The sequence below is a fragment of the Microcystis sp. LE19-10.1B genome (genome assembly GCF_027530565.1).
GTDB lineage: Bacteria > Cyanobacteriota > Cyanobacteriia > Cyanobacteriales > Microcystaceae > Microcystis > Microcystis aeruginosa.
In genome coordinates, this window is the sequence record NZ_JAPZQM010000736.1 from 1 (window position 1) to 20,663 (window position 20,663).

Genomic DNA, 20,663 nt, shown 5'->3' on the forward strand with positions numbered 1-20,663 from the left:
GCTCAGCATCCCTATAAAACTCAAATCTTGGACTTCCATTCCTGCAAAACCCAATGGGCAACTCGTTCACTCTATTTTGAGGGACAGAAGCGAAATCAATTCTGTATCCTACACTACCGTTTGAATTTGGAATTGCTGATCGATATGCTAATAATTGTACGGGGATAGTTAGGGTTTAAAGATAAATTCGACAGGACGGGCGCTCTCGGATGTATTAGGAATAGCAAGAATATGCAAATCGCCCGATCTTTACCGATAAGGAAAAAGTTCGGGTGATCGATCAGTAATTTCCCCGCATCGGTCTTTTCAAGAAATCTAATCTATTCCTTTGGATAGCGGCACGGTCAAAATCGATAGGATTACAATTTTTTTTGTTAAGCACTTTAGTGATCGTTGGATATTTCGGCGATTCATTGTCGGCTAATCGTTAAATTTTGTGAAAACAGCCTCATTCGTTGAGATTATCGGAGATAGACTAAGGACAGGTGAATAAGGGGGAAATAATCAGATTACTTGGGGGACAATTGCACAGATGAAATCGCCGAAACTTCATTAGGTTAAGAGTTTTGCCATTTGGAGGAAAGTTCAGATATGACGGATGGCTGCTGTTTGGTGAGGGATGGCACTGAAGCAGCTTGGTTCTGTGAGGGGGGCGAGGAAGCGGTTGGGACAGTAGAGATTGGCAAATTTAAATAGGGAGGAGTTCGCTAATGTCTGAAGAAAATTTAGAATCACTCAATAAACGCTTGGCTGCCTTAGAAGAAGAGAACAAAAATCTCCGTCAGCAGCTTAAAGAAGACGAAGAAATTTATGCCGAACGAATTGTTTTAAAAGCAAGAAAATACTTGTTCGACTGGCTAAAAATATCAGGGATATTCTTGGGAACATCTTCGGCCATTCTAGGGTTGGGATTAATAATGTGGGGAATGGGAACTTTTGAGGATTTTAAAAAGAAAATATCTAAAGAAATAGAAAACATTGATCTAAAAGAGCCAGTTAAACAAAGCGTAGATGAACTCCTAGCGGAACAAATCAATCAATATAGCCAAGAAACTCTGAAAAATACCATTGAATCTGAAGTAAAAAGTCGAGTTGCTAGAGAATTAGGGGAATCTGAGCCAAAATTTTTTGTTGTTGCAGGCTCTTCTAAAAAACCTTCTGATTTGGATAGACAATACGAAAGGGCTAAAGAAATATCTGGCAGTTATTTTGGCATTTCCAAGTATGAGGTGAGAATTTGTGATCCAAAAAAGCCATCTGATAACTACGCTTTAGTAATTGGTTCTGAATCGACTTTTACCGAGGCTGAACAATTAGTTAGACAAGCTATCGCTGATAACTTCCGAGCTACAAATACATACCCAATCTCTACAACTTCTGCCTTTTTTGATATCAATAAATGCCAGGTTATTCAAAAGGCTAATACTAATAGCTAGAAGCATACCTAAAATTTTCCTCGCCTTCATGGCCATCACCCATTCCCTCATCGCAGCAGCAGGCACATCCTTAATCATAGGAACTGCTGACCCAATGGCATTGGGTTTGGCTGTCCTGGGTTCGCAGCTTCCTGACATCGACACCACCACCTCAACCATCAGCAAAATCTTCTTCCCCCTCAGCAGCTTCATGGAAGATAGATTTCCCCACCGCAGTATCACCCACTCTCTTTTGGCGACGGGTTTGATTGCGGCTGTCTCCCTCCCCATCGGCTACTTCCTGGGCAATTAGCTGAGTGCGCTGCCGAAGGCACTCGCTGCGCGAGACCGCACTCTCGTTAGGTCATTTACTCGCCTGTTTCTCCGACTACTCTACTTCTGCTGGTAGTACAATTACGTTTAACGAGGAGTCGGCGATCGCTGTTTTAAGAGGGCAGTACGCAATTGGGACAGTAAACACCAAAATCGTTCAACCTGCGCCATTTAAGGGATGACCGTTCAATTTCCCCAAAACAGCCTGATGTTTCTGCCGCGCTGACCTTTCCTCGGTCGATGTGCGCTGGTTGCCGATAGTCGATAGGTGGATTTCGATAATCTCGTCAATTCTTTCGCTCGATGGCATCGAGTTCCCGACATATTTCGGCGGCCAGCCGATAATCCACACTTCCCGTTAAAGTAGCTCCGTCAAAGTGGCTGCCAGCATAGCAGCCGGGGTTATGGCAGCGGGGCAGTTTATCCCGGTTAAAGGTTTGAAAACAAGGGAAGCACAAGGTAAACTAATTATGATAAAACATTAATATAGAGGTTCTCACACCTGTGTGGCACAGTTAAACCTTTGCTGATTAAGCTTTTTAACATTGATAATGTACCTCCTGCGAACAGGAAATACTATAAATAAGCGGTAAAAATGAAATAAAATTAAGGGGAAAATTAATTATGCAACTAGAAGATTATTTCTTATTTATCTCCGAAGATGATATTAGAATCAAAGGTCATCGGCTCGGAATTGACAACGTACTCTTTTATTTCTTGGAAGGCTATACCCCAGAAGAAATAAATGCTATCTATCCCGATCTAAGTTTAGAGAAAATCTACGCAACTATTACTTATTATTTACAGAATCGGCAAAAAATTGATGCCTATTTATTGCGCCTCCAGAATTGGCGAGAGACTCGCTACCATGAAGCACTGAAAAATCCTTCGCCTCAACGAGAAAAGATGAGAAGAATTAAACAGCAAAGGCAAGATTCTGTCAAGGTATGAAAATCAAGTTTTTACTCGATGAAACCTTATCCCCCCGCTTGAAAGTCGCTGTCTTAAGGTTAAATCCAGAGATAGATATTTTACGCATTGGAGAGCCGAATACACCACCGTTAGGAACTCTTGACCCTGATGTTTTACAGTATTTAGGATTATCTCAACGACTCTTGGTGACAGATAATCGTACCAGTATGCCTGAACATTTAGAAGAATATTGGCAAAAAAATCAACAAATCTGGGGACTGTTTTGGATACGTCCCACAACAACAATGGGAAAACTAGCCGAAGAATTAATTATGATTTGGGAAACTACCGAAGCAGAAGAATGGATCGATATTGTCGATTGGATTCCTTTTTAATTAATGATATAATAAGATTATTGCCGTCCTTTTTATGCTTAATTATTAATTTGAATGACTCGCCAAATTCATGAACAATTTGCTAAGGAATATTTAGAGGAATTACTAACACCTCTAGGGACGATTAGAAAAAGTAAGAAAGTAAAAAGTGAGGTTCAAGAAATCGATGTCTGGTTTGAACCATTTAGCTCACCTCCTCCCACTGAGTTACCTTTAGGATTACTTGGAAAAATGGCGGCTACTTCCTGTTTGTTTGAACCTTTCCGCAATCCCCCGACCGAGGTAGAGATTCGCAGTTGTTTGTCAAAGTTATACACGGTTCATGGGGATGTCTTGAGAAAAGCGAAACGGTCAAACAAAACTCTAACAGAAGCTGAACTACCAGTTCTCTGGATTCTAACGCCCACCTTTTCAGCTAGAATGATTGAAGATTTCGGGACTCACAGCGATGAGAGTAATTGGTTAACAGGGGTTTACTTTTTAGCGAAGTCTCTCAAAGCGGGCATCATTGTCATTCATCAATTACCAGTAATTGAAGACACCTTATGGTTGAGGGTATTAGGTAAAGGAGGAACTCAAAAACGAGCAGTTGAAGAGTTAGTTGAACTGCCAGAACGCAATCCTTTTCGAGAGAATTTATTGGAAATTCTGGCCAACTGGCGCAAGAATTTAGAGTTGAGAGATAATTTAAGTACAGAAGAACAGGAGGACATCATGAATCTATCACCAGCTTATTTACAACAAAGGGAAGAGTGGAAGCAAGAAGGGATACAACAAGGTAGTTTAGAAGAACGGTATTCCCTGATAACCAGTCTTCTGGAAGGACGCTTTGGCCCCCTAGATTCGGAATTATTCAGTCTAGTAGAAAAGATTGCCCAACTTCCCATCTCGGAACGCACCGCTTTACTTCTTTCTTTAGCGAATTTATCCCGCGAGGAATTGTTGGAAAGATTGTAAATTTCGTTTCTCGCTCTTCTTACAGTCGTTCAACGATAATTGTTTTCCTTTTGTTTTTGCCGATAAGCTTCAAATTCGGGGTTACTGGCAAGAATTTGACGAACGCGCTCGCGACTTATGCCGTATTTATCCCCTATTTGCTGATAGCTTAATCCTTGTCTATGGAGTTCTAAAAAATCGTAGCTTTTTTGCAGTTTTTCCTTTCTCTGTGCATCCCGTCTTGGGGTTGGACTCTTATCGCTAAGGTGTCCTACTATTTCCCTTCCCAACTCAGTCAAAGAATATTGAGAATCGTGGAAACTAACCAATCCTTGTTTTTCCAATTCTTTAAGTATTTTATGTACTCTGGTTAAATTATGAGCAGTTGTTGCCAATTGCCGAGATGGATCGGAAAGTATCCCCATTGCCGAATCGATTTGAATCGGATAATCTAACATCCCTTTCAGAATCTGTTTCTGTTTTACTTGGAGATTGGCGATCATCTCTTCTAAATGTTGAAAGTCTTCATTTTCATCCATCAGAATTACCATTTTAATAGACCTCTCCTTAGTCTGATAAAATCACAATCAGGAGATATTGTCAACAACTAACCGTAGCTTACCCAGTCGTTTATCCGTTGCTGATGCACTTTTTGAAAAATAGTGATAAACTCAACCGTATTGGGTACAATCTTCCTCTCGGAGAGATTTAAGGAAAAATCGGGAGAAAAAGCGATGACAGAACGAGAAACATCGGACAAAATAGAAGCGGGCGGGGGTTTTCCCGTATTGCAATATTGGGCGGAAAAAACCCTCTCTCCTCAAGGGGTTAAACTCTGGCAAACCTTAAATCATAAAAGTGCCTGTTTAGCTTGCGCTTGGGGAACGGGAGGACAAAAAGGCGGTTTTGTCAACGAAGCGGGGGAAAGTCTGCAACGTTGTCTCAAAAGTGTCGAGGCGATTACCTCCGAATTAATGCCAGGTATTAAAACTGATTTTTTTCAGACCTATCATCTCGCTCAATTACAGTCCTTAACTTCCCTAGAATGCGATCGCTTGGGTCGTTTCAGTTATCCCGTCCTCTTAAAAGCCGGAGAAAGTCACTATCAACGTATTAGTTGGGAAGAAGTGTATCGATTAGCCGAACAAGCTTTTCGTCAACCGTCCGAGACCATTGCCTCCTATAGTTCTGGACGTTCTTCTAATGAAGCCGCCTATCTCTTACAATTGTTTTTCCGGGCATTAGGAAGTAATAATTTAGCCGATTGTTCCGATCTCTGTCATGCCGCCTCGACCGTAGGCTTAAAACAGGTTTTCGGAACCGGAACTTCGATGGTCAGTCTGGAAAGTTTAAAACAAGCCGATTGTGTGGTGTTAATCGGTTCTAACGCTCCGGCTAATCATCCTCGCCTGATGAATGAATTAATTCAAATTCGTGATCGCGGCGGTAAAATTATTATTATTAACCCGCAAATTGAAGTCGGATTGGTCAAATTCTCCTCACCCGCTTTTCCGATTAAATCCCTATTGCGGGGCGGTTCCGATATTTCAACTCTCTACCTACAGCCGATACCGGGTAGCGATACTGCCCTATTCGTCGGATTACAAAAATCTTTAATTGAACAAAATTTAGTGCGGTGGGATTATCTCAAATCCCGTACAGAAAATTGGCAATCTGTTATAGATTATGCCCGACAAACACCATGGGAAACCATTACTAAAACCTGCGGTTTGTCCCGAGAAGAAATTGAAGCAACCGCCGCCCTTTTCGGCAATTTAGAGCGTGTGGTTTTCGCTTGGGCGATGGGGGTTACACAACAGGAAAATGGGGTAGATAATATTATCAGTATTGCCAATACCGCTTTAATGACGGGAAATGCTGGCAAAATCGGAGCCGGAACCATGCCAATCAGAGGTCATTCTAATGTACAGGGCTTCGGTTCTATGGGCGTTACAGTGAGATTACGTCAGGAAATCGCCGAGGCACTTGCTCAACTTTTAGGAAAGCCATTAAATATAACCGGCGGTTATGATACCAGGTCATTAATTGAAGCTGCCGAACGGGGAAAAATTAACACTCTTTTCTGTTTGGGAGGTAATCTTTATGGAGCAAATCCAGATTTAACTCAAGCCAAAAAAGCCTTAGCTCAAATTGATACGATTTTTTATGTAGCTACTAAGCCAAATTTAGGACATTTCCAGGGATTAGCCCGACAAAATACGATAATTTTACCCGTCTTCGCTCGTTTTGAAAATCCTCACCCGACAACCACCGAATCGGGCAATAATTTTGTCCGTTTTAACGAGCGGGGAAGCAGTCATCTACAGGGTTCCCATGTGGATATCATCTCGGAAGTAGAACTGTTAACAAATATTGCCGTCAAGGTTTTAGGCACAAACCCGATTGATTGGTCGAGATTACACGACACCGCCTATATTCGTCAGTTAATCGCCAAAACGATTCCGGGCTATCAAAAAATCGGGCAATTAGATCAAACCCGAACAGAATTTACCATTAGCGGACGGATTTTTACCGAACCCCATTTTCCGACCTCAACCGGAAAAGCGCAAATGTCCGTCACCCCTTTACCCACTTTAAAAGCGCCGCAAAAGCAAGATTTTAACCAACCGGAAAATGCCCCCGGAATTGCCCTGATTCTCGGAACAGGACGCAGTTATGGACAACATAATACCGTCGTTTATCAAGTGGGCGATAAATACCGGGGAATGCCTCACCGTCATTGTTTATTAATGAACGTCGAAGATGCCAAAAAAGCGGGCCTTCAAGAACATCAACGAGTCACCGTCCAAGGAGATGCCGGCAAATTAGAAAATATCGAACTTATTTTCGGTCCGATTCGCGAAGGTGTTGGCTTTATGTTCTATCCCGAAGCCAATGTTTTATTCAAGGCTAAAATCGACCCTCGCTGTGGAACCCCCGCTTATAAACGAGTTCCCGTCTGGGTTTTTTAGTTATCAACTCCTCTAATTTTCTTTTTTGGAAATAATGAAATAGAGTTAAGCAGGTAGGCAAAATTATTTGTAGGATGGGTTAGGGGTAGCGTAACATGAGCAGGCGTTGGGTTTCATGCTTCAACCCAACCTACGTTCATCTTATATTTAGTTCCACCCACCCACTTTTTTGGAAATAATGAAATATAGTTAACCAAGCCAACCAACGAATTGAGCAGAATGAAAAAGCTATGGTCGGTTTGATCGCATTTCTGTTATCTTCTTCTTACCGTCATTAAAGTAAGTAGCCATGGACAAGTTTTTACTAACCTTATTAAGCATAGCAAGTTTATTGGCCGTCGCGATGGCTACCCCTAGCATTGCAAGTCCCGCATCTGGAACGACGAACTTGCAACTAGCTCAAAATCCTAACTGTAACAATCCCCAGACTCAAAGCGAAATGAACATTTGTGCCAGCATCGCTTATCAAAACGCCGATCGCAAGTTAAATCAAGTTTATCGACAACTACTGCCAAAACTGTCAGCTGCTCGCAAACAAAAATTAATTACCGCCCAACAAGCTTGGATTAAGTTTAGAGACAGCAGTTGCGAATTTGAAAGAAGTGCCTATGAGGGAGGCTCTCTAGCTCCCATGATTTACGGTAATTGCTTGGCAGCTGTCACCGAGCAGCGTACCAAAGATTTGCAAAGATATTTAGAAAATAGCGATCTCTAAGTCAGAATCGCCGTTGATATTACCGATAATTCCTTAGACGTTTACTGCACAACAGCCTAAGCGGGTGAGGGGAATCGAACCCCTATCATTAGCTTGGAAGGCTAGGGTTTTACCACTAAACTACACCCGCATTTTCTTAGCACTTTCGTTAGCATAACACGAATTGCCAATTTTTACAAGTAGGGATTTTCAGCTTGTGAATCGCCCCTAGATGGTCAAAAATTGCCTAAAAATCCCGATCGCTCGGTTATTTCCCCGATTTGGCTAAAAGTTTTCTCCACGCGATCGAGGTCTAATTGGGAGAAATTATCGATCGCCCAGTTAGACACTCTCTGCATAAAATGGAAGGGGTAGGTATGAGCGATTCCCACCACCTGCATTCCCGCTCTTTTTGCCGCTTCGCAACCAGCAAAAGTATCTTCAATCACCAGACATTCCCAGGGTTGCAACTGTAGATTAAAATTCCAACGATTGAATCTTTCTACGGCCAGTAAATAACCATCCGGTTGAGGTTTACTGGTGCTAATCTCATCCCCGGTGACAATGACACTAAAGTAATCCCCAAGGCCCGTCTGTTGCAAGATCGATTCTACTTCCGAGCGTATTGCTCCCGTCACCAAACCGATTTGTAGATCCCTGGCCTTAACCCGTTTTAAAAAAGAGTATATCTCTTCATAAATAGGAAGTTTCTCTAATTTTCCTAATCTTTCTCGGTATAAACTCGCTTTTTTGTTAATTAACTTGGTCAGATACTCCTCGGTTACTTGACGACCGCGACGGGTGAGAACATTACGCAAACAGACGCGATCGCTTCTTCCCAGACATAACTCCGCAAATTCCGACCCTAGGGGCAGTAAATTTTCCCCGATCAAGATTTCATTGATTAACTCTTGATGGATCGGTTCATCATTGATGATCACCCCATTAAAATCGAACAGAACAGCCTTTAACATCAATCTTAGACAGAAAAGCTAATAAATACTCAGTGTTCTTGATTATACTAAAGTTTTTCGTCGGGGCCGGGTGTGGGTAAGCTAAGACCCATTTTCCCCCAATCCCCCAACTCCCCTCGACATCGGGGGGGTCGGGTAGGGTTGATTCATGAATCAACCCTACTGTGAATCAACCCTACTGTGAGAGCAAAAACCAAAAATATAACAAAAGAATTTAGGCCATTGTTTCCGATACCCAACGACGGAATAATTCCACAGCAATCCGATAACGAGAGTCTTGGCATTCGATGACATGATGATTTTCAAGGGTTTTTAGGGCCCGGTCGAGAGTTGTGGCAGTTAATCCGGTGCTGGACAGTAAATCTCCCCGGGTTAATCCTTGCAGATGGGGAGAAAGAACTATTAAAATCTCCCCTTGTCCGGCCGGCTCTTGTTTAGCCTGTTTCCAGACACCCGTAAAATAATAATTCCCCCTTTGGAAAAACTCAGCATCGATAGCTTTTTCCACATCTTCCACCTGAAAACGAATATCTTGGGGACGTTGCAACTCAAAGACCTGTTTATTATAAAAACGTACCAGATGAAAGCCGATCAGTTGTACTAGATAGGGTTGACCGTGGGTAAGTTGATAAATTTTGTCCAAAGCGGATGGGGTATAGTCTAGGGGAAAATCCTCGTCTTCCCCAACGGGATTAGCGAGGATAACGCGAGTAGATTCAGGAGAGAGGAAACTAACTGGAATCGGGTAAACACTGCCAAAAAAAGGATGAAAATAATCGGCAGTCATCTCCTCTAGGGTATGTAATCCGGCAAAAACAAAAGCTAGACGCGGACTACTCTGGACAAGGGAACGCAGATAGCCAAGGAAATTCTGGGGGAGGGTATTCGCTTCGATTAAATCCTCAATTATCTCGAACTCATCGAGGGCAATAATTAAACCGGTTTTAGCTTTTTCCGGCAGAATCTGGCGCATCAGACGGTCTAAATAACGATTAAAATACATTTCTGGATGTTGGGAGATTTTTTCCTCTTCTGGGGCATCAATTGCTAAAGTTTGGGCGATTTCCTCAGCCATAGTCAGGAGAACTTCGGCTAGGCTGGTTACTGTGGCCACGCGCTGTAAATTAATGTAGATAACCGAGACATTTGGTGGAAGATAGGCCTCCAGATTGCGTAGAATCGAAGTTTTACCCATGCGACGATGACCATAGAGAACCACGGAGGATAGGTTATCTCCCGACCACATTGACTGAAGTTCCCGCAGGATATCCTCACGACCAACAAAGCGTTGACCGATCACCGGATCACCGATAATGTAGAGATTAGGAATCTGTTGGGTAATAGTTACCGTTCCCACCGTTTTCGCGATGGATGTGCTAATTTTTGCCCATTTTTCGGCGATAGAAAGGATTAATTCTTTTTCTGCTTGGGGTAAATTGGCCGCCTTTTGGTCGGTTATATCCCTTAATTCCCCGATAATCCGATTAAGAGCGAGGGATCTGACCTGTTGGGAGTAACTTCTCTGGACTAAAGCCATTTCTGTGATAACTAGATTTAAACTGCTGATAGCTTGCCAAGTTTGCGGACGTAATGACGGTTCTGCGGCAATGGGGGCAACCTCCAGGGAAGCGATACTATCGGGAGTTGCTGCCTGACTAAATCGGTGTAAAGTTTGGGCGAGGCTATACATTTCTTCCCCGTAGGCGAGGGAACGTACCACAGCAAAGGCTTTTTCGGCTTTTTCGGTGTCCTGTTGGTGAAGATACCAAAAACCGGCGGCGGCGGCACGAGCAGGGGTATCGAGACGGATTTTGCTGTCAGTAAGAGAAAACAGTTTCGCGGACGCATATTTTAACAATTGCCAATCGGAGGGATTTTCTGCCAGACGGGAGACGCGATAGATAATTTCTGCCTCTGGGAATTGCGATAAAACGCGGTTAATGGCGACAAGGACAGGAATAAACTGGTGGCTGTACCGAAGGTATTGATTGAGGTTATTAATAGCTGTTTCCCAGTCTTGCTGTAACCATTGTTGTAGAGTCGAGGTTAACCCCGGCAGCGGTAGAAGGGTAATACGGGGAAAAAGTCGCCCTTGGGGACCGGCCAAAAGCCCGATTAGCCAATTATCAGGACGGAAAAAGGCGAATATAAACCCCACGCCGGACCCCACGCCCGACAACACGCCAAACAACACGCCGGACGCCACGCCAGACACCACGCCCAACCACACGCTGAACACCACGCCGAACCTCACGCCGTACAGCACGCCCAACCACACGCCCAACACCGCGCCCGACACCACGCCCGACACCACGCCCGACACCACGTCCAACCCCACGCCCAACCCCACGCCGTACACCACGCCCAACCCCACGCCCGACACCACGCCCAACCCCACGCTCAACACCATGCCGTGCAACACGCCGGACACCACGCCGGACACCACGCCGAACACCACGCCGGACACCACGCCGAACGCCACGCGCACCCAATCAACAGAAAGTCCTAAATTTGCCGCTATGCTATAGATAATCAGAGGGGTAATTACAGTTAAGAGAAGACCCTGAATCCCTAGACGCAATTGTACGGGATGGTCGCGGAGAAATTGTATTTTATCGCGCCATGTTTTCTGTTCTTTTAATTTATCGCCGCCGCCTCTCGTTTCCACATACCAGCGCACTGCTTGGGGAAAATAAAACACCCAGTACAACAGCAAAAGATAATCAAAAGGATTCCATAAAGATAAATCGCGTTTGAGTTTAGGAGCGAGATTAATTCTGGGGACGGTGCTTTCCTTCATAATTTTTATCTCTAGCTATTTACCCGGTGATGGTTTATTAAGTAGTTAGGTGTTACTCAAGGTAGGGTTGATTCATGAATCAACCCTACTATTCAGCACCCCCCTTATCAAGGGGGGTAGGGGGGATCAAACCCCCTTATCAAGGTAGGATCAAACCCCCTTATCAAGGTAGGATCAAACCCCCCTTATCAAGGGGGGTAGGGGGGATCAAACCCCCCTTATCAAGGTAGGAGCAAACCCCCCTTATCAAGGTAGGGTTGATTCATGAATCAACCCTACTATTCAGCACCCCCCTTATCAAGGGGGACAGGGGGGATCAAACCAAAAATTAAATCAACTTATTGTTTAGTTATAACCTAAGTTCGGGATGCTGAGTTATTGACTTTGGTTTGATAAAGTTTAAAACAACTTTGCATCACCTCTCGCGGCTTTCCTTGACTTTGGCTAACAAGAGAACTTATTTCCTCCTCAGTAAAAGTCACTCCGGTTTGACTTAGACGATGACTAATAAACTCTTTAATTTTAGCTTCATCCCATAATTTAATCGGAAATTGTTGACAAATTCCCTCGAAAGGTGAATCACCTCCTTTGTTATCAGGAAATAAAACATCAAGGGGACGATTAGCCGCTACTACTAATCTTAAAGGTGGATCGGGACGATTAGCTAACTCTCTTAATTGACTTCTAAGCTGATAGCTGAAATATTTTTGAGTCATATTATCTACCACATCCAATAATAACAGGATTTTATGTTTTTCTAATTCCCTAGTTAATCTAGTTCCTTTGAGCGGTTTATCGTAAGGTACAGCTATACCAATCTGATGACATAATTCATAATAAAAATCCTTATCTCCTGCTAATCCTTCTAAGTTGAGATACAAGGGTTGTCGATGACTAAGTAAATACTCCCTTGCTTGATGGTAAATTCCCCAAAGCAGGGTGGTTTTTCCCGTTCCCCTTTCCCCGATAATAGCAGCACTACTGCCGGAATTTAAAACCTCAAAAATATCTTTAATTTCTTGTTCCCGGCCAAAAATCTGCTGAATTTCTTTAATACCTCCGGAAGTGGGTTTAAAAGGATTATGGGCATTTTTTTGGGGTTGTAATTGCGGAAAATATTTAAAAATAGTCTGAACTGGAATCGCTCTTCCTCCTAAATCACTATACTCATCTCTGGTTTTATTCACCACTCCGCACACTTTCCCCGTGCGTAAATTTAACAGAGGTGAACCACTAAAACCGGGTTGTACTTGCCCTAATTTAAACTTGATTAGGGGGTTTTCATCCCCCGTTAAACCTATATACTCAAAGTCACTAGGATCACCGTTCGGATAATCGTTGGTATAGCCAAAAGTGTATAATTTATCTGTTAATTGTAAATCGTGATCAAAATCGACATATTTGTGATCTAAAGACGAGTTTAATTGTAAAAGAGCCAGATCGATCCCGTCTAGATTCGGCAAGTCGATAATTTTAGCCCCAGAAATTTGACCTTGCCAAATTATCTCGATAGTCTCGTTATTATCCCGCGCATCTTTTACCACATGAAGACAGGTCAAAATTAACCCTTGTCCCACAAAAAAGCCTGTTCCTGACCCATAGATTAACTTTAACCTGACAGTGTACGGGGGTAGAGATTCCGGGGTAAGCATTTAATCAATTTATCCTCCCCATTCCAGAGTAATTTTTAAATTTCCCTTTCCTTCACCTTCCACAATTAAAGCGGTTAGTTTACCAGATTTTACCCTGACTTCTACCCCAAATTCTACGGTTGCCTTTTTGGGCTGCACTTTACTTATCGTAGCAGCGATCGATTCAGTAACTGCCTCAATTGTATCAGCGACACTTTGAAAGTCAAATATTTGATCGGATACTTCCCGTTCACCACCGAAACTTCTCGCTTCCACTAACATGGTGACATTTTCTTTAACTTTCACTGAAATAATCTCAGATCTAGATTCTGGCATAAGGCTCCTCCAATGACCCGTTTATGGTTTTCTCGATTGCTTCTCGGACAAACTTATAGCGGAAGTAAAAAGGCTTATATATATTTCGGCACGGATTCCCATTATAATAAAAAGTATAGGTCAAATCGAGGGATTTTGTCAAGTCTTTTTTGCCACTAATCTATATAATTTTCGGGTTGCCTACCAGTCATTGCCCTGAAAAAAATTAGGTTCCCCTATTTGTGCCACGCAACGGAGGGGGTTATAAGGAATAAAACCCCGATAGACACAGACATTGCTGCGATTTTTGTCAATTGTTTTCGCTCTAGAACAAACTAATCAATTAAGTCTCTTGCCAGATAAGGATTTAGTCAATTTATGCCCCTATATCGAACCATACCAAGTAACGAAGAGCCTTTCAGTTTTTCTATTAAGCTCAACATATATTTGAAAGTTTGGCGGTCACTCCTCATTTTACCTGACTGTGATCGCTTTTACTTTTGATATTCTGATGGGAGAATGAAACAGCCCTAGGAGCGCATTAGCTTTTCGGTGGGATGCTTATACGCGATTGTTCATATTTTTGTACCAATTTAAGAGTCACTGATAATTGCTGATTGTCGGTATTTCTGCAAATGTGAGATGTACCCATCAAAAAGTAGCAGCGATTGGAGTGATTGGGGGGAAAATTCCGGGACTTTTTCCCTGAAAATTAGGTAATTGGCCACCTCAAAACCGGTAAAACCCCACACCCCACACCCCACACCCCACACCCTGCCCCCAGGAAAAACTTTTTCAGCAGACCCTATTTAGTCAGTTAAATCTACATTTCGTAGCCAAACTTATTGGCATCTACTTCTTGTAAATTAATATCGATTAAACCGTATTCTGACCAGCGTTGGGAAACCTTGACCGCCATGGCCGGATCCGACTCCAAAGGTTCCCCCCACTGGTGGTCCGTTTCGGGATACATTTTTGTCGTGGCATCAATTCCCATTCTCCCCCCCAAACCGACCTTTTCGCTGGCAAAATCGAGGCTATCAAAGGGGGTTTCCGGGAGAATAAACACATCGCGAACCGGATCCACTTTAGAACTAATTGCCCAAACCACTTGCCGGGGGTCGCGAATATTAATCTCCTTATCGACGACGATGACAAATTTAGTATAGGTGAACTGGGGTAAGGCACTCCAAAAAGCTAAGGCCGCTCGCCGCGCTTGTCCGGGATAGGCTTTATCAATGGAGATAATCGCCGCTTTATAGCTTAAAGCTTCCATCGGTAGGAAAAAATCCCTGATTTCTGACACCTGTTGCCGTAAAATCGGTGTATAAATACGATTAAGTGCGATCGCCATCATCGCTTCTTCCTTGGGAGGACGACCGCTAAAAGTGGTTAAATAAATGGGGTCGCGACGATGGGTCATGCAGTGGAAATGAATCAGAGGTGAATCTTCCACACCGCCATAGTAACCCATGTGATCACCAAAGGGTCCATCTGGCAATACCTCTCCGGGAGTAATTGTTCCTTCGAGGACGATTTCTGAGTCGGCCGGCACTTCCAAATCGAGGGTTTTACACTTGGCTAACTGTACCCCAGAACCGCCGTACAATCCCGCAAACAGCCATTCTGAGAGATCTACGGGGATAGGAGTGGCAGCGGCCATGATAATCAGAGGATCAACCCCTAAAGCGATGGCTATTTCTAATTTTTTGCCCATCTGTGCCGCTTTTCGCAGGTGACGCGCCCCACCGCGCACGGATAACCAGTGGACGGTCATGGTATTGTGAGACTGTAGCTGTAAGCGATAGACACCGACGTTAGGGGTTCCCGTTTCGCAATCTTTAGTAATTACTAGCCCTAGGGTGATAATCTGGCCTGCATCGCCAGAATAGGGGCGAATCATCGGAATTTTCTTTAAATCTACCTCATCCCCCTCTAAAATCACCTGTTGACAGGCAGGGAAAAAGTTACGGTTGGGTTTGGCTTTCAGGACATCAAATAAAACTTTACCAAAATCGATCGCTTGGGAGAGTTTTTTCGGCGGTTTCGGTTGTTGCAAGAGGGCGAGTTTTTTGCCTAAATCTTCCAATTCTTCGGGTTTATTCAGGTTCATCGCCCAACAGATGCGTTCTACGGTTCCCATCAGGTTAATAGCGACGGGAAACTCGGCCCCTTGCACGTTTTCAAACAGTAGGGCCGGCCCCCCCACCTGTAGCATCCGATTAGCGATCTCGGCAATTTCTAAATCGGCAGAGACCGATGCACTAATGCGGCGTAATTGGCCACGATCTTCTAAAAGCTTAATAAATCCTCGTAAGTCTCTAGCCATGATGAAGAAATGTAAATAAATCCCTGTCTCTATTATCTCTTAGGGCGGCAGTTTCGGTGGGGGATAGTCACCGGTTTGAGAGTTGGAGGCGATTCTCGTCTAGAATTAAGTAAAAAAATCCCCATCTTGCCGGGGTCATTCCTACCCCTAAGTTTATGCTTATTCAGCCCAGAGGTCAACATGATTAAGGATATTGAAATTAGTAATTTTAGATGTTTTGAGCATACCAAAATTGAAGGTTTTGAGCGAGTTAATTTAATTGGTGGTAAGAACAATTCAGGGAAAACTGCCCTGTTAGAGGCAATATTTTTGTATAGTTATCCCTATCCAAATACTATTCATCCCTACATCAGAGGAATCATTCGTAGGCAATCTTTAGCAGTTGTTCGGGCTGTTCCCAAAAATGCTTGGGATGATTTATTATTCAATCTTGATAGAAAAAATATTATTGAGTTAAAAGGCTCCCAATCTAATCAAGGGGATAAATTGGTAAAAATATCGATTTCTGGTTCTCTTAAAGATAGTGTTCTAGGCATCTCTGAAGACTGGCAAAAATTATACGATTTTATTGCTAAAGATAAATCAGTTATTTCTATCTTAAATATTCACACAAGTTTTGACCATGATCATGACTCAAATGATGAGCAAATGAACTATTTTTTAATTGCCAGTTCTAAGGAGATACTAGCTTTACCTAATGGGGGTGATGAGGAACCAGTAATCATTGCCGCATCTGTCAATAAATCTTTGCAAGAATTGAGCGAGGCCTATACTAAAATAGTTTTTAATGAACAGGAAGAAGAAGTGCTAAAAGCTCTACAAATTCTCGATCCGTCCATTGAAAAAATAGAAAGTTTTTTTCTGGGTGAACCAAATTTATATCTGAAAATAAAAGAGAGAAAACGCCTACCCATATCTCTGTTTGGTGAAGCTATTAATCGTCTGATAGAGATGATTTTTGCTCTACTCATCAATCCTAAAAAAATTATTTTTATCGATGAAATAGAAAATGGTCTTCACTATACTGCTTACCCAGATATTTGGAAAACTTTATTCCGATTAGCTATCGAACTAGATAGCCAAATTTTTGCCACAACCCACAGTTTAGAGATGATCCAAGCTTTTGCCGATGTGGGGTTAGAATATTATCCAGAACAGGGGGCCTATTTTGAACTAGCAAGGAGTCCCAGAACTGATAAAATTATTGGTATTAAAAGACAATTAAGCACTTTAGAGTACGCCTTAAAACATGGCAATGAGGTGAGAGGTGAGTAACTTATTAATCGTCGAGAGCAAGAATGATAAAATTTTTATCGAAGCCCTAGTAAAATACTTAAATATTAACAAAATTCAGTTAGATAAACCGATTTGCTTTGAGGAAGATGACTATAAATGTTTACAGGGTTTAGATAAAGCTAAATTAACCAGCACTTTCGATGAAATTAAGGCGACTCTTGGTAAAAAAGCTATCCCTAAAGTTGGTATTATTATCGATCAAGATTCTGATACTAAGACAGAGCGACTAAATTGGCTTAACGATTGTCTGAAAAAGGTGTATCCAGAAGCGGAAGATATTAGGGAAACCAGTCAGCTTTATAGATTGACAACAATAGAAGATCAAATCACAGAATTTGCTTGTTATTTTACCAATGTGGAAGGACAAGGAGAACTAGAAACAGTTCTCAAGAAGATTAAAAATCAAGATTCCACCTATGCGGATTGTTTAGAAGACTGGAGAAATTGTTTAAACAAGCAAGAAAAATCGATTAAAGACAAAGATTTTGATAAGTTTTGGATTAGTAACTATTTACGATTTGATACCTGTTCCACAGAAGACAAAAAACAAGCTGGCAGGAAATGCAGTATGAATGGATTTGATTATGTTATGAAAAACAAACGTCATATTTGGAACTTTGAGCATGAGGTATTAAATGAACTCAAAGAATTTTTACAACTATTTGCTGTCTAATCAAAAATCCCCCTAGAAATCTAGAGGGATTGAGAGATATATGGAGGGCAATTTAGAAGTAAATTGTACCACCCCAGCGCTCGTCTAGACGGGGAGCAACCAACATATAAGCGGCGACGTTATACACATCATCTTCGGTCAGATTGCGTAATTCTGGGAAGATATCCGGACGGCTAACATTGGGATGGAGTTCGCTTAGATCATCTTCACCATCGTAACTGGTGGGATGTTCTAGATAATCAATCAATGCTAACAGATTATCTCTGGGAGGTTCCGCTTTTGCCAGATCGGCCAGACCCAAACTGACGTTATTATTAGTTTTGGTTTTACCTTGCAGGTGACACTTAGTACAATTGGCGACAAAAAGTTTCTGTCCTTCCGTCGCTTGTTCAGAAGTCAAAGTCACCGATTCCCCTGCGTCATTGAGGGTGATGGTGAGGGTTTTTTCATTGAGTTCTAAGGCACTAGCGCCGTTAAGATTGAATTGTAATACAAAAAAGACTACAGCGATCGCTGCTACAATCAAACGTTTGATCATTGTTCTCCTACTCGCAATTGTTCCAAGAAAGGGGATTTTAAGGTGACTAAAAAATTTTCTCCTCTGGGAGGGTATCGATCGATTCTAAGTGATCACGGACACCGAGAAGATCGCAGTTGGGAATAAAGTCAAGGGGACGTTTCCGTTTTAGAGGCGGTTACTCCTGAGCGTTGGGATAAAATCAGTGAGATAATTGCTTTAGCATCTTCTAGGGCGAGATTAGTCTGCCGATCTTTATAGGAGATGCCTAATTGGTCGCAAAGTGACAACACAGATTCATCGGCCAGATCGTACTCTGCCGCAATATCAGCGATCGATAGATCAGCAAAACCCATAGTCTAACACACCCACCAAGGATAGAGAATACTTATTAGTCACCATAATTATCATGCCATTGCCGGGGACATTCTTAACAGTGATCAGTGATCAGCAGTCAGGAGACAGGAGACAGGAGGCAGCTTTGTTCTCCCCATCACCCTACACCCCACACCCCACACCCCACACCCTACACCCTGCTCCCCACTCCCCCATCACCCCACACCCTCAAAATTCCCTAATTTTCCCGACTTTTGGACTATTTACTCCCTAAGATAGAGACTCGTGTAAACAAATTTAATTAAAATCGCAAAAAACCTGAAAAAATACTAAAATGTGATTAAGAATGTTATTTTTAGCGTTGTAAGGCTAAATCTTTCCCGATAACATTGTAATCATACCTCCACACTCTTTTGTACAAAGGGCTGCACCTTTGTTAACTTATGGATATACAACTGATCAACATCGGCTTCGGTAATATTGTTTCCGCTAATCGGGTTATCGCCATCGTTAGCCCAGAATCGGCTCCTATCAAACGCATCATCAGTGATGCTCGGGATAAAGGCTGTTTAATCGATGCTACCTACGGAAGACGGACTCGTGCGGTGATCATCACCGATTCTAGTCATGTAGTGCTGTCGGCCATTCAACCGGAAACCGTGGCTCACCGTTTCGTGGTCAACAAGGAAGCCCCTGTTAATAGTAGCAACTAAGTTATTAACCCCATGCAACCCGGTCAATTAATCGTCATTACTGGCCCTAGCGGTGTGGGCAAGGGTACGCTAGTACGGCATTTACTAACTCGTTTCCCTAACCTCTACCTGTCCGTATCCGCTACTACGCGCCCACCTCGACCGGGTGAAATTGAGGGGGAAGATTACTACTTTCTCGACCGTCCCAGTTTCGAGGAGAAAATGGCAGCCGGAGAATTTCTCGAATCGGCCGAATATGCGGGCAACTACTATGGAACACCCCAATCAGCGATCGCTGCTCAATTAGCAACAGGCCAGACCGTAATTCTAGAAATCGAATTAGAGGGAGCCAGACAGGTGTGTAAAAGCTTCCCCGAAGCGCGGAGAATCTTTATCCTACCCCCCACTTTCGAGGAATTAGAACGTCGTTTGCGCGACCGGGGCAAAGATGCCGAAACAGCGATCGCCCGTCGTCTAGAGCGCGCCCGAGAAGAATTGGCCGCCAGCGAGGAATTCCCCTATCAAATCGTCAACGATGACCTAGAAACCGCCCTAGATGCCATCGAGAAGATTATTTTTAGCCGTTAGCCATCCCATCAAGGGGCAGGAGGCAGGAGGCAGGAGGCAGGAGGCAGGAGGCAGCCTTGAATCAGTTATCAGCTCCTGAAGGACGCAAAGCGCCCTAAAAAGAAAAAGAGAAACTAGGGGCAAGCCCTGATCTTCTAAATCTGGAAGTATCCTGAACTCAAACCGGAGTAACAATGGTGTCATGAGACCCGATTATCAGCAAAGGTCCCTAGGAAAGAGGAAAAAAGAATTGGCGGCACGAGGATTAACTCGTGAACCCGTGGTCGAGAATCAAGTAAAAAACCGGCTCTTCGGTTTGTGTTATGCAACGGACGGGGGTTATAAGGGATGGAACCCTTATATAGAAAGGCATTTAGCGATTTTTGTTAATTGTTTTTGCTCTAGAGCGAACTAATCAATTAAGTCTCTTGCCAGATAACGATTTAGTCGATTTATGCCCACCTATCGAACCATACCAAGTAACGAAGAACCTCAATAATTGATTTTTTCTGAGAAAAAAAATTACAATTCTTCACCTTGAGAAAAATCAATCATTGTAGCTATAGTCCCTACTGGCAATGGGTTTTAACTCTCTTTTCGTACCAACTTGTGTACTAAGAAAAAGGATAATGCAAGGTTTTTGAGAGTCCCAATCGGATTTTCGCAGCATGAACATCGGATTTTAACAGGTCAAAAGCCTTATCTAACAAGGTTTTTAGATTTATTCAGCAAACCCTAAATAGGGTCTGCTGAAAAAGTTTTTCCTGGGGGTAGGAGTCAGTAGCCGGTCGTCAGGAGTCGGTCGTTTCAGGCTTTGTTGCCCTTGTTTTTTGTACCAAGCGATGTACCACAAGAAGGATAATGCAAGGTTTTTGA

General features: G+C 42.9%; 22 protein-coding genes and 1 tRNA gene. 13 read left to right on the forward strand and 10 right to left on the reverse strand.

Annotated elements, in window-relative coordinates; translation table 11 throughout:
• Nucleotides 1-710: 710 nt before the first annotated feature.
• Both O9332_RS26400 and O9332_RS26405 read left to right on the forward strand, forming a co-directional pair.
• Nucleotides 711-1,436, forward strand: a complete 726-nt coding sequence (locus O9332_RS26400; RefSeq protein WP_193978993.1) for a hypothetical protein — start codon at nt 711-713, stop codon at nt 1,434-1,436.
• Between the two features lie 28 nt (nt 1,437-1,464).
• Nucleotides 1,465-1,728, forward strand: coding sequence for a metal-dependent hydrolase (locus O9332_RS26405; protein ID WP_228051401.1), 264 nt, complete (start codon nt 1,465-1,467; stop codon nt 1,726-1,728).
• A 177-nt stretch (nt 1,729-1,905) separates the two neighbouring features.
• On the opposite strand, the gene O9332_RS26410 is transcribed toward O9332_RS26405, so the two are convergent.
• Nucleotides 1,906-2,058 carry a hypothetical protein gene (locus O9332_RS26410; RefSeq protein ID WP_288028019.1) on the reverse strand — a complete coding sequence of 51 codons (153 nt, stop codon included), beginning with the start codon at nt 2,056-2,058 and terminating at the stop codon, nt 1,906-1,908.
• A gap of 314 nt (nt 2,059-2,372) precedes the next feature.
• Between O9332_RS26410 and O9332_RS26415 the strand changes: the two genes are divergently transcribed.
• The 3 genes from O9332_RS26415 to O9332_RS26425 are packed head-to-tail and all read left to right on the forward strand — an operon-like array spanning nt 2,373 to nt 4,012.
• Nucleotides 2,373-2,699 (forward strand): DUF433 domain-containing protein, encoded by a 327-nt coding sequence (locus tag O9332_RS26415; protein ID WP_002762393.1) that lies wholly within the window; start codon nt 2,373-2,375, stop codon nt 2,697-2,699.
• The gene (locus tag O9332_RS26420; protein WP_002762391.1) at nt 2,696-3,055 is read left to right on the forward strand and encodes a DUF5615 family PIN-like protein; all 360 of its coding nucleotides are present in this window, start codon (nt 2,696-2,698) and stop codon (nt 3,053-3,055) included. The genes O9332_RS26415 and O9332_RS26420 overlap by 4 nt, the downstream gene beginning before the upstream one ends.
• Nucleotides 3,056-3,109: 54 nt before the next feature.
• A complete protein-coding gene (locus tag O9332_RS26425; protein ID WP_002762390.1) occupies nt 3,110-4,012 on the forward strand; it encodes an RpnC/YadD family protein in 903 nt (300 codons plus the stop codon).
• 29 nt (nt 4,013-4,041) lie between these two features.
• On the opposite strand, the gene O9332_RS26430 is transcribed toward O9332_RS26425, so the two are convergent.
• Nucleotides 4,042-4,542 (reverse strand): sigma factor-like helix-turn-helix DNA-binding protein, encoded by a 501-nt coding sequence (locus O9332_RS26430; protein WP_002796191.1) that lies wholly within the window; start codon nt 4,540-4,542, stop codon nt 4,042-4,044.
• Nucleotides 4,543-4,725: 183 nt separating this feature from the next.
• On the opposite strand from O9332_RS26430, the gene O9332_RS26435 reads away from it, so the two are divergent.
• Complete coding sequence (locus O9332_RS26435) at nt 4,726-6,963, forward strand: FdhF/YdeP family oxidoreductase (protein ID WP_288028046.1); 2,238 nt, start codon at nt 4,726-4,728, stop codon at nt 6,961-6,963.
• A gap of 289 nt (nt 6,964-7,252) precedes the next feature.
• Nucleotides 7,253-7,678, forward strand: a complete 426-nt coding sequence (locus O9332_RS26440) for a lysozyme inhibitor LprI family protein (RefSeq protein WP_288028021.1) — start codon at nt 7,253-7,255, stop codon at nt 7,676-7,678.
• A 59-nt stretch (nt 7,679-7,737) separates the two neighbouring features.
• On the opposite strand, the gene O9332_RS26445 is transcribed toward O9332_RS26440, so the two are convergent.
• From O9332_RS26445 to O9332_RS26465, 5 genes are all read right to left on the reverse strand, one after another.
• A tRNA-Gly gene (locus O9332_RS26445) sits at nt 7,738-7,808 on the reverse strand.
• Between the two features lie 85 nt (nt 7,809-7,893).
• Nucleotides 7,894-8,631 carry an HAD family hydrolase gene (locus O9332_RS26450; protein ID WP_288028023.1) on the reverse strand — a complete coding sequence of 246 codons (738 nt, stop codon included), beginning with the start codon at nt 8,629-8,631 and terminating at the stop codon, nt 7,894-7,896.
• A 214-nt stretch (nt 8,632-8,845) separates the two neighbouring features.
• Nucleotides 8,846-11,431: an AAA family ATPase gene (locus O9332_RS26455; RefSeq protein WP_288028025.1), complete on the reverse strand. Its 2,586-nt coding sequence runs from the start codon at nt 11,429-11,431 to the stop codon at nt 8,846-8,848.
• 356 nt (nt 11,432-11,787) lie between these two features.
• Complete coding sequence (locus O9332_RS26460) at nt 11,788-13,083, reverse strand: S1 family peptidase (protein WP_288028027.1); 1,296 nt, start codon at nt 13,081-13,083, stop codon at nt 11,788-11,790.
• A 9-nt stretch (nt 13,084-13,092) separates the two neighbouring features.
• A complete protein-coding gene (locus O9332_RS26465; protein WP_002762380.1) occupies nt 13,093-13,398 on the reverse strand; it encodes a CU044_2847 family protein in 306 nt (101 codons plus the stop codon).
• 286 nt (nt 13,399-13,684) lie between these two features.
• Here O9332_RS26465 and O9332_RS26470 point away from each other — a divergent pair, with 286 nt between their 5' ends.
• Entirely contained in the window at nt 13,685-13,828 is a 144-nt protein-coding gene (locus O9332_RS26470) for a hypothetical protein (RefSeq protein WP_288028029.1), read from the forward strand.
• 372 nt (nt 13,829-14,200) lie between these two features.
• Here O9332_RS26470 and O9332_RS26475 read toward each other — a convergent pair whose 3' ends face one another.
• Nucleotides 14,201-15,706: a UbiD family decarboxylase gene (locus O9332_RS26475; protein ID WP_002762379.1), complete on the reverse strand. Its 1,506-nt coding sequence runs from the start codon at nt 15,704-15,706 to the stop codon at nt 14,201-14,203.
• Between the two features lie 180 nt (nt 15,707-15,886).
• On the opposite strand from O9332_RS26475, the gene O9332_RS26480 reads away from it, so the two are divergent.
• Complete coding sequence (locus tag O9332_RS26480; RefSeq protein ID WP_002762378.1) at nt 15,887-16,981, forward strand: AAA family ATPase; 1,095 nt, start codon at nt 15,887-15,889, stop codon at nt 16,979-16,981.
• Nucleotides 16,974-17,675, forward strand: a complete 702-nt coding sequence (locus O9332_RS26485) for a DUF3226 domain-containing protein (protein ID WP_002762377.1) — start codon at nt 16,974-16,976, stop codon at nt 17,673-17,675. Before O9332_RS26480 ends, O9332_RS26485 begins: the two co-directional genes overlap by 8 nt.
• Before the next feature lie 52 nt (nt 17,676-17,727).
• On the opposite strand, the gene psbV is transcribed toward O9332_RS26485, so the two are convergent.
• Both psbV and O9332_RS26495 read right to left on the reverse strand, forming a co-directional pair.
• The gene (psbV, locus tag O9332_RS26490; protein ID WP_002762375.1) at nt 17,728-18,213 is read right to left on the reverse strand and encodes a photosystem II cytochrome c-550; all 486 of its coding nucleotides are present in this window, start codon (nt 18,211-18,213) and stop codon (nt 17,728-17,730) included.
• Nucleotides 18,214-18,341: 128 nt separating this feature from the next.
• Entirely contained in the window at nt 18,342-18,548 is a 207-nt protein-coding gene (locus O9332_RS26495; protein WP_002735525.1) for a hypothetical protein, read from the reverse strand.
• Between the two features lie 59 nt (nt 18,549-18,607).
• Between O9332_RS26495 and O9332_RS26500 the strand changes: the two genes are divergently transcribed.
• The 3 genes from O9332_RS26500 (at nt 18,608) to gmk (ending at nt 19,808) form a co-directional block, all read left to right on the forward strand.
• Nucleotides 18,608-18,802 carry a hypothetical protein gene (locus tag O9332_RS26500; protein ID WP_288028044.1) on the forward strand — a complete coding sequence of 65 codons (195 nt, stop codon included), beginning with the start codon at nt 18,608-18,610 and terminating at the stop codon, nt 18,800-18,802.
• A gap of 169 nt (nt 18,803-18,971) precedes the next feature.
• Complete coding sequence (gene remA, locus O9332_RS26505) at nt 18,972-19,241, forward strand: extracellular matrix/biofilm regulator RemA (RefSeq protein ID WP_002737924.1); 270 nt, start codon at nt 18,972-18,974, stop codon at nt 19,239-19,241.
• 12 nt (nt 19,242-19,253) lie between these two features.
• The gene (gmk, locus tag O9332_RS26510; RefSeq protein ID WP_002762373.1) at nt 19,254-19,808 is read left to right on the forward strand and encodes a guanylate kinase; all 555 of its coding nucleotides are present in this window, start codon (nt 19,254-19,256) and stop codon (nt 19,806-19,808) included.
• The last annotated feature ends 855 nt before the right edge of the window (nt 19,809-20,663 follow it).

Coding starts and splice junctions, on each gene's coding strand:
- O9332_RS26420 (WP_002762391.1), top strand. CDS start 2,696: ATGAAAATCAAGTTTTTACTCGATGAAACCTTATCCCCCCGCTTGAAA.
- O9332_RS26415 (WP_002762393.1), top strand. CDS start 2,373: ATGCAACTAGAAGATTATTTCTTATTTATCTCCGAAGATGATATTAGA.
- O9332_RS26455 (WP_288028025.1), bottom strand. CDS start 11,431: ATGAAGGAAAGCACCGTCCCCAGAATTAATCTCGCTCCTAAACTCAAA.
- remA (WP_002737924.1), top strand. CDS start 18,972: ATGGATATACAACTGATCAACATCGGCTTCGGTAATATTGTTTCCGCT.
- O9332_RS26460 (WP_288028027.1), bottom strand. CDS start 13,083: ATGCTTACCCCGGAATCTCTACCCCCGTACACTGTCAGGTTAAAGTTA.
- O9332_RS26465 (WP_002762380.1), bottom strand. CDS start 13,398: ATGCCAGAATCTAGATCTGAGATTATTTCAGTGAAAGTTAAAGAAAAT.
- O9332_RS26410 (WP_288028019.1), bottom strand. CDS start 2,058: ATGCCATCGAGCGAAAGAATTGACGAGATTATCGAAATCCACCTATCG.
- gmk (WP_002762373.1), top strand. CDS start 19,254: ATGCAACCCGGTCAATTAATCGTCATTACTGGCCCTAGCGGTGTGGGC.
- O9332_RS26405 (WP_228051401.1), top strand. CDS start 1,465: ATGGCCATCACCCATTCCCTCATCGCAGCAGCAGGCACATCCTTAATC.
- O9332_RS26430 (WP_002796191.1), bottom strand. CDS start 4,542: ATGGTAATTCTGATGGATGAAAATGAAGACTTTCAACATTTAGAAGAG.
- O9332_RS26425 (WP_002762390.1), top strand. CDS start 3,110: ATGACTCGCCAAATTCATGAACAATTTGCTAAGGAATATTTAGAGGAA.
- psbV (WP_002762375.1), bottom strand. CDS start 18,213: ATGATCAAACGTTTGATTGTAGCAGCGATCGCTGTAGTCTTTTTTGTA.
- O9332_RS26450 (WP_288028023.1), bottom strand. CDS start 8,631: ATGTTAAAGGCTGTTCTGTTCGATTTTAATGGGGTGATCATCAATGAT.
- O9332_RS26435 (WP_288028046.1), top strand. CDS start 4,726: ATGACAGAACGAGAAACATCGGACAAAATAGAAGCGGGCGGGGGTTTT.
- O9332_RS26495 (WP_002735525.1), bottom strand. CDS start 18,548: ATGGGTTTTGCTGATCTATCGATCGCTGATATTGCGGCAGAGTACGAT.
- O9332_RS26475 (WP_002762379.1), bottom strand. CDS start 15,706: ATGGCTAGAGACTTACGAGGATTTATTAAGCTTTTAGAAGATCGTGGC.
- O9332_RS26440 (WP_288028021.1), top strand. CDS start 7,253: ATGGACAAGTTTTTACTAACCTTATTAAGCATAGCAAGTTTATTGGCC.
- O9332_RS26480 (WP_002762378.1), top strand. CDS start 15,887: ATGATTAAGGATATTGAAATTAGTAATTTTAGATGTTTTGAGCATACC.
- O9332_RS26400 (WP_193978993.1), top strand. CDS start 711: ATGTCTGAAGAAAATTTAGAATCACTCAATAAACGCTTGGCTGCCTTA.